Raw genomic sequence first — 14152 nt, 5'->3', positions numbered from 1 at the left:
CCCCACTCATATGCATCGTGTTTCCTCCTTTTTCTGCCATTTTTGGCCTCACTTTCGCTCATCTCAATGTGACCGGTTAAGGTCACTTCCTCGTTCGGGTCGCGGGGAGGTCTTCCTCGCGGCTCGTTCGAAGCCCCGGCACGGCTTGCCCCGGATCTGTCGAATGAAGCACGGCCTCTTTATACATAGGGCCGCCCATTCGGAGTTTCCTCCGATCTATCTTACCCCTTTGGCGAGTGCATTGCGATATGTCCGCATGGCACACATTTGGGGGAGAATGTCGCGGCGTTGGGAACGCGCCTACATCCTTCTCTTTTGCGTTGTGTGGATCTCTTAGGTGGATCGCTTGGAAGCTGTCTTCCAGATTGTCATCAACGCATGCGGGATAATAAGGACAGCACTCCTGTCCTTTTCCGCGTCGCGAACATGCCAGATTTCAGAGGGTAGAGCAAGAGCGTTTCAGAAAGTCTTTATTTCTATTCTTTTAATTTTATTAGGCCGATTGTCGCATTGGCATCTAAAACTCAAGTTAGATGCAATAATATTTCAACTATTCACGAACCTGTGAGGACGATGATCTCATTTTATTGATTTAATCGCGTGAAAATAACATGTGTTTGATTTCCCATTGATCGAGTTTTTTGTCAGAACTGTCTTCAGAGGCGAACCAAACCTGTTGAACACATCGCCGAATTTCAATTTGAGGAGTTTTGAAATGTCCAAAAAAACGTTGTCCGCTGCTGTACTTGCAACCGCTGTTACTGCTGCTGTAGCTGGTGCAAACATTACTGTTGCTGAAGCTGCTTCTAAAGAAAAATGTTACGGCGTTTCCCTTGCTGGTGAAAACGACTGTAAAGCGGGCGCTGGCACCACTTGTGCAGGTACTTCCACTGTTGACTATCAGGGCAATGCTTGGACCCTCGTACCAACCGGTACATGTGAATCCATTGAAGTCCCAGGTGACCGTAAAGGTTCTTTGACTGAACTTTCCCGCGATCTGCCTCACTAATCGCTTTACTTTACAATATACTGCGTTGCACCGGGGCGGGTTTTTCCCCTCCGGTGTTTCTTTAAGAAGAAGTCATAATATAGAACGAGGTACTGATATGTGTGCGCAAAGAGTCAATGCAAAACTACCTGCACGAGGTGGCGTGGGCTTAAAAGCTGATCATTATCATCGTATTCTCAATGACAAGCCTGACATGGGCTTCTTCGAAATTCATGCGGAAAACTATATGGGTGCTGGTGGTCCTCCACACGGTTACCTTGAAGCGATCCGGCGTGATTATCCTATCTCTCTTCATGGTGTCGGGTTGTCTATTGGCGGAGCTGATCCGCTGAACAAAGAGCACCTTTCTCGCGTGAAAGATGTCGCTGATCGTTATGATCCGGGCCTTTTCAGTGAGCACCTGGCCTGGTCAACACACGACACCGAGTATTTCAATGATCTTCTGCCTCTGCCTTACACTGAGGTGACATTGCAGCAGGTCGTCGACCATATTGATGAAGTGCAGACCTTCCTTGGTCGTCAGATGTTGCTTGAAAACCCAAGTGCTTATGTGATCTTCAAGGAGAGCACCTATGAAGAAACTGAGTTTCTTCGCGAGATTGTAAAACGAACTGGCTGCGGATTGCTGCTGGACGTGAACAATGTCTTTGTTTCTGCGACGAACTCTGGTGGTTCTCCTGAAGATTATGTGGACCGATTCCCGGTTGAGCACGTACAGGAAATTCACCTTGGCGGGCATGCACCAGAAACAGATGAGCTGGGCTATCCTCTTCTAATCGATGCACATGATCGTAAAGTTGCTGATCCTGTGTGGGCGCTTTATGCGCGGACAATTGACCGGACAGGCCCTCAGCCAACTCTTATTGAGTGGGATGCGAATATTCCGACCTGGGAAATTCTCGCTTATGAAGCTGAACAGGCGGATGTGGTGATACAATCTCACATTGAGACGCAGGCTCAAGCCGCTGAGAAGCGGGGTGATCATGTCCCAAGCGCCTGATAGCACTAAGGAAAAGATTGCGTTGAAAGGTTTTGGCGTTCCTTTGCAGGATTTGCAGTCGAACATGCAAGGTTTTGACATGTTTTCGGATGGGCTGATGAATCCAGCTGTGCCTGTGCCCGATGGGGTTGTAGGGCGTGATGGTCATCCCTCTGAGAAGCGTTATGGCGTTTATCGCAATAACGTAATGGCGAGCTTGATTGATGCGATGGCTGCCAACTTTCCAGCAGTATATGATTTGGTTGGGCGTGATTATTTCCGGGCACTTGCTGCGGAGTTCGTTCGTAAGCATCCGCCAGAGCAGCCGGTACTGAGTGAGTTTGGGGGCAAGTTCTCTGAGTTCATTGGCGCGTTTCCTCCACTCGCGGACTATCCCTATCTGAAAGATGTTGCTGCGTTGGAATGGGCATGGCTGCGTGTTTACCACGGGCCAAATGCGACGCCTGTTGCGCCGGATGTGTTATCCAAGATTGATCCAGCAAAACTAGGGAATGCGGTGTTTACCCCTATCCCTGCACATAGACTGATTTACTCCCGTTTTCCGCTTAGCGAGATCTGGAAACAGAACCGCTCGGAAGATGTGGGAGGCATCACTCCAGAGGCTGATCAAGTGATTTTGATTTGCCGACCAGATATGGACGTGACACTGACCGGATTGGCTCAGGACGTAGCGGCATTCGCTGATTTACTGTTCTTTGGCAAGACATTGGGAGAAGCTGCAGAAGCAGTTTCATCCTCTTACAAATTCTTTGATCTGTCGCAGGCATTGGGCAGCCTGCTGAGCGCACGCGTGTTCGCGAGCGTGGACGTCAAAGCTTAATATTGATTGCGAGGGGCCGGGCGGTAAGGCCCCCGAGTGGTGGAAAGCACCAGAGGAGGAATCCGATGAGAATGCTTGTAAATTTATACCAGGGCGTATTTGGCTGGCTGGAGCGCGTAACTGAAGGCTGGTTTCTCGGCTTGTCTGCGCGCTTTCTTTTCGCAGGCGTCCTGTTTATGTACTTCTGGAATTCGGCGCTGACCAAGTTTGGTGATGGTGCGCTCGGGTTCTTGTTTCCCTCAACCGGTGCATATGCGCAGATCTTGCCGCATATTACCGAGGCGGCTGGATACGATATCTCTCAGATCCCGTTTTTCCCATATGGCCTGATTGTGCTTTTGGGAACTTGGGGTGAAGTTATCATTCCGGTACTGATTGTTGTCGGCTTGTTTACTCGTGCCGCAAGCATTGGTTTCATTGGCTTCGTGATTGTTATGTCCATTGTGGACGTGGTTGGTCATGGCGTTGATATGCCAACAATTGGTGCACTGTTTGATCGTCATCCATCTGCTTTGATCTTTGATCAGCGCGCACTATGGATCTTCCTGGCAACTGTGCTTGTGATCCGTGGTCCTGGCGTGTTCTCGTTGGACTGGGTGCTGGGCAAGTGGTTTGGCATTCACCACGAAACTGGTGTTTCAGACACTAAGAGCCACGCATAAGGTTACACTGAGAGCCTGACAAACCTGCGGGTTTGCGTATAGATATTAGAGCGTATCACTGTTGAAGTGATACGCTCTTTTTCGTTTGCGTATATGACTGGAGCATGCGCACTCAGAACTATGGGAGATCGTGTTGCAGATCATGTGCTTGAATGGTTGGGGAGGGACGCTCTACTCTGACTTGCTGCCGTATTTATCTCAGGCTGTGCCTGATGTTCTTTGTCTGCAAGAGGTGGTTCATACACCGGAAAGCGATAAGGACTGGCTGACTTATAGGGATGGCGATCACGTCTTACCTCAGCGGGCAAATTTCTTCCGTGATGTGTGTGCGGCACTGCCTGAGCATGTTGCCGCCTTTTGTCCTGCTGCTCAGGGTGTGCTGTGGGATGAAGAGCAGTCTATCTCATCTCAATGGGGTCTGGCCACGTTTGTGCATCGTTCCTTTCCCATCGTTGGTCAGGTGCAAAGATTTGTGCACAAAGGTTATGCTGCGAAAAGTTATGGAGACCATCCACGCTCTCGCAGTGCGCATGGAATTCGTGTTTATGATTATACAACAGATCGTGCCGTGAGCATCACCCATATGCATGGCCTGCGTGACTTGAATGGTAAGAAGGACACGCCAGAACGCTTTGAACAAGCGAAGCGGTTGCTCAATATTTCGCAGTCGGTTTCTGAGCCCGGTGATCTAAGAGTGGTGTGTGGCGACTTTAATGTAGAGCCTGGCAGCGAGACTATTCGTTTGTTGGAAGACGATGGTTTTGTTGAGTTGGTCAATCACTATGGGATCGAAACCACTCGGAACTCCCATTACAAAAAGCCGGGAAAATTTGCCGATTACATGCTGATCGATCGGGTTGACGAGATTATGGACTTTCAAGTGCTTCAAAAGCCTGAGGTTTCTGATCATTGTCCGCTTGTTTTGACACTGAAAACAGATGCTCAGAAGGATCAACTGCGCAAAGACTCTGTTCAAGTGTTGTTGGCCTAGAGAGCTTATGGCGGAGAGCACCGCCCTATAAGCCAAAAATGGCTTGAGTTCCCTCGGTTTGTTGTTATTCAAATCCTATGATTTTTGCGAGTGACAACTGGGCAGGTGCGACGAGTGCAGTTATGACTGCACTTGCGAACCATACAAGCGGCTTTGCCACCGCTTATGGGGTTGATCCATTGAGCCGCTCTATTGAGCAGCAATTCAATGATCTCTTTGAAAAAGAAGTTGCTGTGTTTCTGGTTTCTACAGGAACAGCAGCCAATTCCCTGGCGCTTGCGACCTATGCGAAGCCAGGCGGGGCAGTATTTTGTCATGAAGATGCACACATCAATGTTGATGAGTGTCACGCTCCGGAGTTCTTTACAGCTGGTAACAAGCTGATTGGTATTGGTGGCGAGCATGGCAAACTTACGCCTGATGCGCTGCGTTCAGCGATGGACAAGGTGCCGGATAATAATCCGATGCATGGCCGTCCTGCTGCGGTATCCATCTCTCAGGTGACAGAGTTTGGGACCATCTACCAGCTTGATGAAATTCAGGCACTGGCAGATGTGGCCCATTCCCGGAATGTGCCGTTGCATATGGATGGCGCCCGTTTTGCGAATGCGTTGGTGTCTTTGGATGTCTCTCCTGCGGAGATGACATGGAAAGCCGGCGTGGATGTTCTGTCCTTTGGCGGTACCAAGAACGGTTGTTGGTGTGCAGAAGCTGTTGTGTTCTTCAACCCTGAAGAATCTGAGGGCTTTGAATATTTGCGCAAGCGGGCTGCTCAGGTCTTCTCAAAGGCGCGCTTTATTTCTGCGCAATTTGAAGGTTACCTGAAGGACGATGACTGGCTGGCTTCAGCGCGTCATGCCAACGCGATGTGCATGCGTCTTGCCGATGGGATGCGCGATATTGAAGGCGTGCGATTGCCGATCGAACCACAGGCCAACGAATTGTTCCCGGTGTTCACCAAAGCGCAAGCTGCACGTCTGGAAGCTGCTGGTGCGAAGTTTTATGATATTCCAGCGGATTTCGTCTCAGAAGATGAAGTGTTCCTTCGCTTGGTGACCTGCTTTGCGACCACTCCAGAGATGGTTGACGAGTTTCTGACGCATCTGCGTGGGTAATTGCGTCAAACAGCCTGTATCGCGATTGCATCTTATGATTGCAGTGTCGAGCAATGCAGCATAGAATGCTGGTCTGCGGAGGGATATAAATCCGCAGACCAGCGGGGCACCTGCAAGGGGTTAGCAAGGGTGTTAGAGGCCAACCCTTGCGGTGTCAGTCCAGTGGGTTCAAGGCAAGGCCTTAAGTGAACTAACCTATCCTTCTTATTTTGCGTGTAACTTACCACTCGATAATTCTTAAGTGGCTGAGTGGTCGTAGGGAACGCAGAAATTCCAGAAAATAGAAACAGATGCAGAGAGAGTATCTCTGTGTTTGCTGAAGCGCGCATAAAAGAACGCCCCGCTGGGGCAAGCGGGGCGTTGATTGTGTCTGGCCCTTACAGGAGGGGGGAGAGGCAGCCAGACAAATCCGCATGGGAGGATTGCGGAGGAGGAACCTGTTGATTTGAGTGAGATTGATTGGCAGGGGCGTGCCAATCAATCTTGGAGAGACATCAGAAAATCTAGAATGTTACAAGGGTGGCCACTCGCGAGGGTGGGAGTTTGGGAGGAAGGTCCTCGCGAGGGCTTGGGGCTGCTTTAGTGAGCTACTGTTTCGCCTTCAATTTGTTTGTGTTCTCTTTTGTCTCCAGCGGTGATGTTGATTTTGCGCGGTTTTTTTGCCTCAGGAATTTCTCTGATGAGGTCAATGTGGAGCAATCCGTGCTCCAAACTTGCGCCAATCACTTTCACATACTCGGCGATCTGGAAGCGGCGTTCAAAAGCGCGGGAGGCGATACCCCGGTAGAGAACTTCTTTTTCGTCGCTTTCAGGCTTTTTCTCGCCGGAAACAGTCAAGACATGTTCTTTAGCTTCAATCGTCAGTTCATCTTCCTTAAAACCGGCGACTGCCATGGAGATGCGGTATGCGCTCTCTCCTGTGCGCTCAATGTTGTAAGGAGGATAGGCTGAGCCCTGTTGTTCCGTTCCTGAATCCAGCATGGAGAAAAGACGGTCGAAACCAACAGTGGAACGGTAGAGGGGGGTAAGATCGAAATGACGCATTTTATGTGTCCTCTTTTGTGTGGCTCTAAGGCCATCTGAGCAACGTTCACCATTCGCCGCAAAGCGCGCGGACGATGAAATTTCCTTTTACTTACAGTGCCTTCCCATTCGTGGCGAAGGTTCTAAGCGGTGTCAGACCCACTCTGTGGCGCCTGTGATTTTGAGATGGGGACGGGGCGAATAAGTTTCAAGAGTTTTTTTCAAAATAGGTGTTTTTGCTGGAATAGCGCCCGCATTTTCAGATTAACAGAACCTGAACAGGCGCTTCTGATCCCGTACATCCGCGCCTTGTTACGTTCTCCTTGTATTCAGGCAAACCCTATTGCCGACAAGGAGAGAACAGATGAATGCTTTGAAGAAAAAAGTAACCGGACTGGCCGCTGCAGCTGTTGTTGTTCTGGGAGTTTCTGGTGCGGCGGCTCCGGCAAATGCAGGCGCTCAATTCACCTACGATGGACCAAACGTAAGCGTTCAGGTCACGCAGGCTCACTATAAGAAGAACCGTCATTGGGGACATGGGCAACACCATGCATTGAACAAGAAGCAGGTGAAACGCCGTCTACGGGCCTGGGGTTACCGGAACTTCAAAAAAGTAAAGCGTAAGGGCGACGTGTATATTGTAAAAGCCAGCTGGCAGGGGCAACACCGGGCACGTCTGGTTGTTGATGCCTATAGCGGCTGGATCATCAAGTACCGTTATCTGGGGTACTAAGAAGCATTCCCGAGATCTTAATCTGTTTATCCGTCTGACCTGCCTCTTTGCTATCAAGGCAGGTCTTTCGGTGTTTAGGCTCTAGTATGCTGTCTCTTTAATGCGCCCGGGATAAGCCTTGTCATAGGCGTCGCCGTCAAACTCCACTTTTGACAGTGCTTGCGCCATTTGTCCGGCAGTTGGAACCGTTTTGCGGTCTACCTTCGCATCTTCCGTCCATAGGCCTGAGCGGTAGATGGCTTTCTGACACTGGTAGTAGATGGTTTCGACTGTGACAACCATGATAGATTTCGGCAGTTTACCTTCTATCTTATGAGCTTCCAGCCGGAATGGGTCTGCAGAGATTTTGGCTTTTCCGTTGATGCGGATGGTTTCACCGACACCAGGGATCATAAACAGCAAAGAGACACGTGGATCCTGAACGATGTTACGCAAACTATCGATGCGGTTGTTGCCGCGACGGTCTGGAAACTCGATGGTTTTTTCATCAATGACCTTTACAAAGCCTGCAGGGTCCCCACGTGGAGAGCAGTCGGTGCCTTCTTCAGAAACAGTTGTGAGTGCGAAGAAAGGAGAGGTTTCGATAAAGGTTTTGTAGTGCTGAGAAATATAGCCGACTTCTTTATCGATAGAGATTTGTTTCGGGCTTCCATAGAGCTCTTCGAGCTGAGCTAGGCTGGTAATCTCGTGGGAAACAGATGTTAGGTCTGTGTCTTGCATGTAAATATCCTTGTTACCGCGTACTGAGATGGAAAAACTTCCAGAAATTGCGGTTGCGGCCTGTTGCTTGGAAAGGCTATCAAATTGAGAGTGAGAGAACTAGAGGTTACGCGCTGATGGTACTGGTCAACACGGATTTCAATCGGGTTCCAGAGGGAACGGAGTCTGGTTTTATCCAGACAGAAGACAACGTGAAAATCCGTTGGGCACGCTGGGCTCCGACCGCGTCTCCGCTCAAGGGGACTGTGACTGTTGTCCAAGGCCGTACCGAGTTTATTGAGAAATACTTTGAGGTTGTTGAGGAACTGCGGGCGCGTGGGTTCTATGTGGTGGCTTTTGATCTGCGCGGGCAGGGTGGTTCTGAGCGTTTGTTGAAGAACGAGCGACGTGGCCACGTTGAGAGCTTTGATGAGTTTGCTCTGGATTTGCACGCTGTTTTGGACAATGTCTCGCTTTCTGATTGCCCTGGGCCGCACTTCCTTCTGGCGCACTCAACCGGTGGCGCTGTGGTTATGCATGATAACCGGCGGCTGAAGACCAAGATTGACCGTGCGGTGCTAACAGCTCCCCTCGTCGGCCTTGCGATGAAGGGGCGTATGGTCAAGATGGCAGGTGCGCTTGCCAAGACGCTTGTCTGGGTTGGCATGGGGAACGCTTTTGTTCCCGGCGGCAATGACAAGATCCTTGTCGACTATGACGGCAATACGCTCACGTCTGACCCGGATCGCTTCAAGCGCATGAATGCTATTCTTGAAGAAGCGCCTCAATTGGGGCTGGGTTCTCCGACGGTGAGCTGGTTCCGTGCTATGGGATTGGCGACAGAGCGCTTCAGAGAGCCTGAATTCCAGATTGAGTTCGGCGTGCCATCCTTAGTCATCGGCGCGGGAAAGGATCAGATCGTCTCGACTGACGATGCAGAGGAAGTCTGCCGCTCTTGCCCAGGTATGAGTTTTCTGGAAATTCGAGGATCTCGCCATGAGATTCTTATGGAGCGAGATCCTTATCGTGAGCAATTCTGGGCTGCATTTGATGCGTTTATTCCGGGAAGCGCGGACTAAACAGCTGCTTTTGCCAGCTTGGTGAGTAGCTCATCGTGGAGGCGCTTGTCGCCTGTGGCAAGCACCTGTCCGCCGTCTGCTGCATTGCCTCCGGTCCAGTTAGTGACGAAACCGCCAGCGCCTTCGATGATTGGGATGAGGGCAAGGATGTCGTAGGTGTTCATGCCGGTCTCAATGACTGCATCAAAGCCTGCTGCTGCCACCATGGCGTAGCCGTAACAATCTGTGCTGTAGCGGGTGAGGCGAGCTTCTGCGCAGATCGTGTCCCATACCGGGCGCTCGACTTCATTGAACAAGGCTGGCTCGGTCGTGGTGATGATTGCCTCTGACAAGGATGCGCAGCTGCGGGTTTTCAGAACACGCTTGCCGAGCGGACCAGTCATGAAAGCTTCGTTGCAATCGCCCCAAAAGCGCTCGCTGTTGTACGGCTGGCTCATAATGCCTTGAGATGCTTTGCCGTTGGTTCTGAGGCCAATCAGTGTGCCCCACAACGGGGTGCCACAGATGAAAGAGCGTGTGCCGTCAACTGGATCAAGAACCCAGACATTCTCTGCCTCTTCGCGGACCTTGCCGTATTCCTCACCGATGATGCCGTGATCCGGGCGCTCTGCTTCCAGAACCGCGCGGATTGCTTCTTCTGCTGAACGATCCGCGATAGTGACTGGATCAAAGCCTGCTTCCAGTTTGTTGTCTACCTCGTAGCCACTGCGGAAGTGCTGCATGGTTTTAGCATCCGCGGCGTCAGCAAGTTTGTGAAGAAAAGCATAATCAGGACTGGGAGAGGTCATATCAATTTATCCGGTAGGAGCAGTCAATTGCATGCGCACCATAGTCAGGATTTAGAAAAGTGCAAATGTCTATGGCTCTGAGACCGGTTTTAGTTCGTAAATGCTCTTGTTGAAACCATGCGTTGGTGTCTACGACTTACTGCTAAACTATCGTGTGAAACTCATACCAACGGCTATGATCCCTGAAAAATCAGGGTGTTGTCTCAAGGATACAAACTGGCCAATTCGTATAGGAACAGCCCGATTACGGAGCTGAATGCTTGACGTGTTTGCGATGCGATGCGAGTTTTATTGCAGCGCGACATTCAGTGTCTGCGCCGCCCTTCGCGAAGGGCGTTTCCTCCCTAGACTAAGGGCCGCCTCCAGATGAGAGCGGCCTTTTTTTTGTCTGGTTGTTAATGTTCTCCGTCGTAGGGAGGTGCAGGCAAGGGGAGAACAAGGTGCCGAATTTTTTTGAGAGTCCGTTTAAGGGAACCCCGCTTCAGGAGCAGGTGACCAATCCCAACATTATTGTTGGAAAGCATTCCTACTATTCTGGTTATTATCACGGCCACAGCTTTGATGAGTGTGCCCGATACCTACGCTCAGATGAAGAGACGCAAGACAAGCTGATAATCGGTGCGTATTGCTCTATCGGTTCAGGGGCAGCGTTTATGATGGCCGGTAACCAGGGACACCGTCCTGAATGGGCCACAACGTTTCCATTTCACTATTTTGATGAGCCTGCTTTTGAAGGAGCTCACGACGGTTTCAAACCTGCAGGTTCAACATGTGTCGGCAATGATGTCTGGATTGGTTCTGAAGCGATGATCATGCCGGGCGTGCAGATCGGTAATGGCGCATTGATTGGCAGCCGTGCAGTCGTGACTAAGAATGTACCGGCCTATGCTGTTGTGGCCGGTAATCCTGCAACAGTTGTGCGCTCCCGCTTTTCTGAAGAACAAGTTCAGATGCTATTGGAGATGAAATGGTGGGATTGGACAGATGAAGTCCTGAAAGGGGCCATGCCTCTTATGTGTTCCTCAGATATTGAGAGGCTTTACGACTACTGGCTTGGTTTTTAGGCAGTATGGACTGGGGCTGCAGGTTATTCTGCAGCCAGAGTTTCTCTGGTAAAGCTTTCCGTTACCATCTCGACCAAGGCAGTAATGAACTCCATCAGGTCTTTGCGCAGGTCGTGGAAACCTGAGTGTGGCTGGTGGGTGTGCTCATCCATGTAGAGTGCTCGGTTGATCTCAACCTGCAGCGCGTGCACGCCGCGTTCTGGCTTGCCGTAGTTTTCTGTGATGTAGCCGCCAGCATACGGGCGATTGAGAGCTACGTTATAGCCCATGTTTTGCAATAGTCCGACTGCACAGGATGAAAGCCAGGCAGAACAGCTAGTCCCGAACCTATCCCCAATGACGAAGTCGGCTTTGGGGTCGTGGTTCTTGTTTGAGTTGGCGGACGGCATTGAATGGCAGTCTACCAGGACTGCGAGACCAAACTTGTCCTGTACGTTGCTCAAAAGGCCACGCAGGGTGTTGTGGTAGGGCTTGTAGACTTGCTCAATGCGATCCAGCGCTTCTTCCGCCGGAATACGCGTGTGGTAGATTTCTCTGCGCTCACCCACAATGCGGGCGATAGTTCCAAGACCTCCTGCAACACGCAGAGAGCGCGAGTTGATGTGCTTGGGGAGCTTGCCTTCAAACATCTTTGGATCGAGCTCATAGGCCTCTCTGTTCACATCAAGGTAAGCACGCGGGAAGTTGGCTTTTAGAACCGGTGCACCTAGCTGCTCGACATCCTTGATGAGAAGATCGACAAATGCATCCTCGCTTTGTCTGATCTGGGTGGTGTCCAATCGAGAGGCTTGAAGGAACGACGAAAGGTACGCGCGCCCGGAGTGGGGGCTGTTAAAAATAAAAGGGACAGAATGTTCATCTGGGGAGAGTACCTCAAATGCGGGTACCTGAACTCCGGTGTCAAGCGCACTGCTGTAGTTCGCTATCGCCTTAATCTGATGATCTTCCAAAACTGTCACAGAGCCTACATTCCTTAATCACCGCAATCCCGCTCACTATAGAACGAGATCTGCGTATGGGCTAGACATTAGAAAGTTTGCTTATGAAATAGGCAAGAGATGCGCGAGTTTTTGCGTAGTTTGAGGGGGCGGTGTGGCGCTGGACCCTCAAACTACGCAGAAGTCTCTTTAGAAGTGAACCTGTTTCATTTGTCCCTATTGTTTTGACAGGTATTCCCGAGTAGTTTCCTGTTCCTAACAGCGTACAGTATTCGGAATCTGTCGGATTGCGAGGGGCGAGTGCGTCTGACATATTCTATTTATTTACGGGAGTGCTCTGAAAAGAGAACCCCGTCGCTGCACCTGGAGTTTTAAGGTTGTCGAACATGTCTCGAATTCTGCTCGCGGAAGACGATAATGACATGCGCCAGTTCTTGTCCAAGGCACTTGAGAAGGCTGGGCACACTGTTGTTTCCTTTGATAATGGAAAGAGCGCATACGAACGTATTTGCGAAGAGCCCTTTGCCCTATTGCTAACTGACATTGTGATGCCAGAGATGGATGGTATTGAGTTAGCTCGTAAAGCTACTCAACTTGATCCGGACCTGAAGGTTATGTTCATCACAGGATTTGCTGCTGTTGCGCTTAATCCTGATTCCAAGGCACCTCAGGATGCAAAGGTTCTTTCCAAGCCTTTTCACTTAAAAGATTTGGTACGCGAAGTGGAAAAAATGCTTGTTTAGTTAGTTTTGAGGGGTGAATGTGGAAAGAGATAGCAAATTTCCATTTTTGGACTTGCACGTTCTCAAAATTCCTCTTATACGCCTCTCCACCGCAGCGTTTAAGCGCTGACGGACGAGCTTCTTTGAAAGTTTCGGGCGTGTAGCTCAGCGGGAGAGCACTACGTTGACATCGTAGGGGTCACAAGTTCGATCCTTGTCACGCCCACCATTTTTCGTCGGTTAACATCGTTGATGTATATCCGGCGGAGCGGGCCTCGATCTTGGTCCTGCGCCGCTTCGTAAGAATGCAGCGCGGCGAGATCAGAGGTTGTACTAATGAGGCGCTTAGCGCCTCTTTTCACTGGCGGATCGTGGTACTTCAGGATCCCTATAAAATTGACCCTAACCGGGGGTAGGATAATGAAGATTAAGAATTCTCTTAAGGCACTCATGGGCCGCCATCGTGATAACCAGATGGTACGCCGCAAGGGTCGTGTTTACATCATCAACAAAAAGAACCCACGCTTTAAAGCACGTCAGGGTTAAGTTTTCTGCGCTGATTTAAACTAAAACAGCGCGAAAAACCCTTGGTTCTAAGAGTTGCGAGCCGCATGGCAAAAGTGAGATGCTTTTGCCATGCGGTTTTTTTTGTTTGCTCGCCCAAACAGCTCCGTCACAGGGGCATCGACGTTTCCACAACTTCAGCTCTCCGGTTTCTCGGTAGGGGGCTCTTTTCCACGACAATCTGACAGGTTGAGGCGTTGTGTTGGCTCTTGTGGTGCTGTCGCGCTTGCGTGTTTCCTGCTGCTTGTGGTGGGGGTGGAGCGTTTAGGTGCTTCTGAGCGTGTTGTGGCTGTTGTGGGTCCCGTAGAGGTTCAGGTCACTCGTGGACTGCCAAAGGGGCATCCTAAGCTCAATACCGGCCCTGAGGCTGCTCTTAATGGTCCTGCTGGCGGTCCTGCTCAGATAGGGCGGTCTGCACCCGGGCATGGTGTACCCGCTCACTACACGCGTGGGCAGCTTCTGGATGCCTTGTTCCTTGAACTGAGGGATGCGGATACATTGGGTAATGCGCAATCGATCTCACGGCGCATACACAGCCTCTTCATGCAGTCTGGGAGTCATACGCTTGATCTGCTTATGATGCGTTCTGCTAAAGCCATTGAGGGGAAAGAATACGGTTTAGCGCTTGATTTGCTGGACGCGGTTGTTCGTTTAGATCCCGGGTATGTGGAAGGGTGGAACCGCCGGGCGACCGTATATTTCTTGAAAGAGGATCTGGGGCGTTCACTTGCTGACATTGAGCAAGTGCTTCGGATTGAGCCGCGTCATTATCCTGCACTCTCAGGTTTTGCCATGATCCTTCGGAAAACTGGAAAGAACGATAAGGCACTTGAAGTGTTTCAGCATGTGCTGAGCATCTATCCGTTGCTGGAGAATGCTCAGGACGCTGTTAAAAGCTTACGTGAGGAGCTGTGGGGGCAGTATCACTAAGCTTTCAGAGACTAC

At 50.6% G+C, this 14152-nt stretch carries 16 protein-coding genes and 1 tRNA gene; 13 read left to right on the top strand and 4 right to left on the bottom strand.

What is annotated here, in order from left to right:
* Nucleotides 1-715 precede the first annotated feature (715 nt).
* From PsAD13_RS23785 to PsAD13_RS23760, 6 genes are all read left to right on the top strand, one after another.
* A complete protein-coding gene (locus PsAD13_RS23785) occupies nt 716-1009 on the top strand; it encodes a DUF2282 domain-containing protein (protein WP_057461822.1) in 294 nt (97 codons plus the stop codon).
* Nucleotides 1010-1106: 97 nt separating this feature from the next.
* The gene (locus PsAD13_RS23780; RefSeq protein ID WP_063290279.1) at nt 1107-2009 is read left to right on the top strand and encodes a DUF692 domain-containing protein; all 903 of its coding nucleotides are present in this window, start codon (nt 1107-1109) and stop codon (nt 2007-2009) included.
* On the top strand, nt 1993-2829 hold the full coding sequence (locus tag PsAD13_RS23775; protein ID WP_063290278.1) for a DNA-binding domain-containing protein: 837 nt from the start codon (nt 1993-1995) through the stop codon (nt 2827-2829). Before PsAD13_RS23780 ends, PsAD13_RS23775 begins: the two co-directional genes overlap by 17 nt.
* 71 nt (nt 2830-2900) lie before the next feature.
* Complete coding sequence (locus tag PsAD13_RS23770; RefSeq protein WP_057461819.1) at nt 2901-3491, top strand: DoxX family protein; 591 nt, start codon at nt 2901-2903, stop codon at nt 3489-3491.
* Between the two features lie 133 nt (nt 3492-3624).
* Complete coding sequence (locus PsAD13_RS23765; RefSeq protein ID WP_063290420.1) at nt 3625-4482, top strand: endonuclease/exonuclease/phosphatase family protein; 858 nt, start codon at nt 3625-3627, stop codon at nt 4480-4482.
* A gap of 77 nt (nt 4483-4559) precedes the next feature.
* Nucleotides 4560-5597, top strand: coding sequence for a low specificity L-threonine aldolase (locus PsAD13_RS23760; RefSeq protein WP_063319660.1), 1038 nt, complete (start codon nt 4560-4562; stop codon nt 5595-5597).
* Nucleotides 5598-6176: 579 nt separating this feature from the next.
* On the opposite strand, the gene PsAD13_RS23755 is transcribed toward PsAD13_RS23760, so the two are convergent.
* Nucleotides 6177-6641, bottom strand: a complete 465-nt coding sequence (locus PsAD13_RS23755; protein ID WP_063319659.1) for an Hsp20 family protein — start codon at nt 6639-6641, stop codon at nt 6177-6179.
* 343 nt (nt 6642-6984) lie between these two features.
* Here PsAD13_RS23755 and PsAD13_RS23750 point away from each other — a divergent pair, with 343 nt between their 5' ends.
* On the top strand, nt 6985-7353 hold the full coding sequence (locus PsAD13_RS23750; protein WP_063302804.1) for a hypothetical protein: 369 nt from the start codon (nt 6985-6987) through the stop codon (nt 7351-7353).
* A gap of 81 nt (nt 7354-7434) precedes the next feature.
* Here the strand turns inward: PsAD13_RS23750 and PsAD13_RS23745 are convergent, their stop codons facing one another.
* On the bottom strand, nt 7435-8073 hold the full coding sequence (locus PsAD13_RS23745; RefSeq protein WP_063302803.1) for a pyridoxamine 5'-phosphate oxidase family protein: 639 nt from the start codon (nt 8071-8073) through the stop codon (nt 7435-7437).
* A 116-nt stretch (nt 8074-8189) separates the two neighbouring features.
* Here PsAD13_RS23745 and PsAD13_RS23740 point away from each other — a divergent pair, with 116 nt between their 5' ends.
* The gene (locus PsAD13_RS23740; protein ID WP_063319658.1) at nt 8190-9131 is read left to right on the top strand and encodes an alpha/beta hydrolase; all 942 of its coding nucleotides are present in this window, start codon (nt 8190-8192) and stop codon (nt 9129-9131) included.
* On the opposite strand, the gene hisN is transcribed toward PsAD13_RS23740, so the two are convergent.
* Nucleotides 9128-9919 carry a histidinol-phosphatase gene (gene hisN, locus PsAD13_RS23735; protein WP_063319657.1) on the bottom strand — a complete coding sequence of 264 codons (792 nt, stop codon included), beginning with the start codon at nt 9917-9919 and terminating at the stop codon, nt 9128-9130. The genes PsAD13_RS23740 and hisN overlap by 4 nt on opposite strands.
* 440 nt (nt 9920-10359) lie before the next feature.
* Here hisN and catB point away from each other — a divergent pair, with 440 nt between their 5' ends.
* Nucleotides 10360-10983 carry a type B chloramphenicol O-acetyltransferase gene (gene catB, locus PsAD13_RS23730; protein ID WP_063302800.1) on the top strand — a complete coding sequence of 208 codons (624 nt, stop codon included), beginning with the start codon at nt 10360-10362 and terminating at the stop codon, nt 10981-10983.
* A gap of 23 nt (nt 10984-11006) precedes the next feature.
* Here the strand turns inward: catB and PsAD13_RS23725 are convergent, their stop codons facing one another.
* The gene (locus tag PsAD13_RS23725; protein WP_082596602.1) at nt 11007-11822 is read right to left on the bottom strand and encodes an N-formylglutamate amidohydrolase; all 816 of its coding nucleotides are present in this window, start codon (nt 11820-11822) and stop codon (nt 11007-11009) included.
* Nucleotides 11823-12307: 485 nt separating this feature from the next.
* Here PsAD13_RS23725 and PsAD13_RS23720 point away from each other — a divergent pair, with 485 nt between their 5' ends.
* The 4 genes from PsAD13_RS23720 to PsAD13_RS23705 all read left to right on the top strand — a co-directional run bounded on the left by PsAD13_RS23720 (nt 12308) and on the right by PsAD13_RS23705 (nt 14137).
* On the top strand, nt 12308-12664 hold the full coding sequence (locus PsAD13_RS23720; RefSeq protein ID WP_008551455.1) for a response regulator: 357 nt from the start codon (nt 12308-12310) through the stop codon (nt 12662-12664).
* Between the two features lie 133 nt (nt 12665-12797).
* Nucleotides 12798-12872 (top strand) — tRNA-Val (locus PsAD13_RS23715).
* Between the two features lie 191 nt (nt 12873-13063).
* Nucleotides 13064-13189: a type B 50S ribosomal protein L36 gene (gene ykgO / locus PsAD13_RS23710; RefSeq protein WP_054662728.1), complete on the top strand. Its 126-nt coding sequence runs from the start codon at nt 13064-13066 to the stop codon at nt 13187-13189.
* Between the two features lie 90 nt (nt 13190-13279).
* Nucleotides 13280-14137, top strand: a complete 858-nt coding sequence (locus PsAD13_RS23705) for a hypothetical protein (RefSeq protein ID WP_208986907.1) — start codon at nt 13280-13282, stop codon at nt 14135-14137.
* The last annotated feature ends 15 nt before the right edge of the window (nt 14138-14152 follow it).

This window comes from Pseudovibrio sp. Ad13, assembly GCF_001623225.1.
Taxonomy (GTDB): Bacteria; Pseudomonadota; Alphaproteobacteria; order Rhizobiales; family Stappiaceae; genus Pseudovibrio.
The sequence above is the reverse complement of the archived record's forward strand: the minus strand, read 5'-3'. Positions and strand labels throughout refer to the sequence as shown.

Excerpts from the sequence above, each read along its gene's own strand:
- PsAD13_RS23785 (WP_057461822.1), top strand. The coding sequence starts at position 716 with ATGTCCAAAAAAACGTTGTCCGCTGCTGTACTTGCAACCGCTGTTACT.
- PsAD13_RS23780 (WP_063290279.1), top strand. The coding sequence starts at position 1,107 with ATGTGTGCGCAAAGAGTCAATGCAAAACTACCTGCACGAGGTGGCGTG.
- PsAD13_RS23775 (WP_063290278.1), top strand. The coding sequence starts at position 1,993 with ATGTCCCAAGCGCCTGATAGCACTAAGGAAAAGATTGCGTTGAAAGGT.
- PsAD13_RS23770 (WP_057461819.1), top strand. The coding sequence starts at position 2,901 with ATGCTTGTAAATTTATACCAGGGCGTATTTGGCTGGCTGGAGCGCGTA.
- PsAD13_RS23760 (WP_063319660.1), top strand. The coding sequence starts at position 4,560 with ATGATTTTTGCGAGTGACAACTGGGCAGGTGCGACGAGTGCAGTTATG.
- PsAD13_RS23755 (WP_063319659.1), bottom strand. The coding sequence starts at position 6,641 with ATGCGTCATTTCGATCTTACCCCCCTCTACCGTTCCACTGTTGGTTTC.
- PsAD13_RS23750 (WP_063302804.1), top strand. The coding sequence starts at position 6,985 with ATGAATGCTTTGAAGAAAAAAGTAACCGGACTGGCCGCTGCAGCTGTT.
- PsAD13_RS23745 (WP_063302803.1), bottom strand. The coding sequence starts at position 8,073 with ATGCAAGACACAGACCTAACATCTGTTTCCCACGAGATTACCAGCCTA.
- PsAD13_RS23740 (WP_063319658.1), top strand. The coding sequence starts at position 8,190 with ATGGTACTGGTCAACACGGATTTCAATCGGGTTCCAGAGGGAACGGAG.
- hisN (WP_063319657.1), bottom strand. The coding sequence starts at position 9,919 with ATGACCTCTCCCAGTCCTGATTATGCTTTTCTTCACAAACTTGCTGAC.
- PsAD13_RS23720 (WP_008551455.1), top strand. The coding sequence starts at position 12,308 with ATGTCTCGAATTCTGCTCGCGGAAGACGATAATGACATGCGCCAGTTC.
- ykgO (WP_054662728.1), top strand. The coding sequence starts at position 13,064 with ATGAAGATTAAGAATTCTCTTAAGGCACTCATGGGCCGCCATCGTGAT.
- PsAD13_RS23705 (WP_208986907.1), top strand. The coding sequence starts at position 13,280 with ATGCGGTTTTTTTTGTTTGCTCGCCCAAACAGCTCCGTCACAGGGGCA.